Source organism: Ochrobactrum sp. SFR4, assembly GCF_019730395.1.
Taxonomy (GTDB): Bacteria; Pseudomonadota; Alphaproteobacteria; order Rhizobiales; family Rhizobiaceae; genus Pseudochrobactrum.
This window is the reverse complement of the sequence record NZ_JAAPBB010000176.1, coordinates 1-482: the sequence shown is the minus strand read 5'-3', so window position 1 is coordinate 482 and position 482 is coordinate 1. Positions and strand designations below refer to the sequence as shown.

Genomic DNA, 482 nt, shown 5'->3' with positions numbered 1-482 from the left:
ATCTTGGCCCTGCCTACAGAACGGGTAATACATTTGTTCAGGATGACGGCAGCATTGAATTCTATTTTGATGAGGCACGTGGGCTAAAGAATTTTCAGGATGCGCTTGCATTTGCTGAACAAATGGAAAGCCGCTCATCTTCCTTGGTAAAAGCAATGCTGGCGCCGGATCGGATTGAGACCTGCACGCCTGAGCTTCTCAAACGGACAGTGCAGGCCTCACAGGATCTCGACATCCCGTTCCGTCTGCATTGCTGCCAATCCGATACAGAGTTTAACCGGATTGTTGATGCCTATGGTCTTAGCCCGCTTGAATGGCTGAATTCGCTTGGTCTGTTGTCTGACCGCTCATTGCTACCGCATGGCGAGTATGTTTGCGGCTCCCGCAATGTCGGCCGCAAAGGCGATGATCTGGCGATTATGCGTGATACCGGTGCAACATTTGTGCATTGCCCTGTTGTTTCCGCGCGGCATGGCAGCTTC

At 51.9% G+C, this 482-nt stretch carries 1 protein-coding gene; it reads left to right on the top strand.

The genetic code is table 11. The annotated features are described in order from the left end of the window. Nucleotides 1-482: amidohydrolase family protein (locus tag HBA93_RS18445; RefSeq protein WP_221724268.1), on the top strand; the 482-nt coding region annotated here is incomplete at both ends.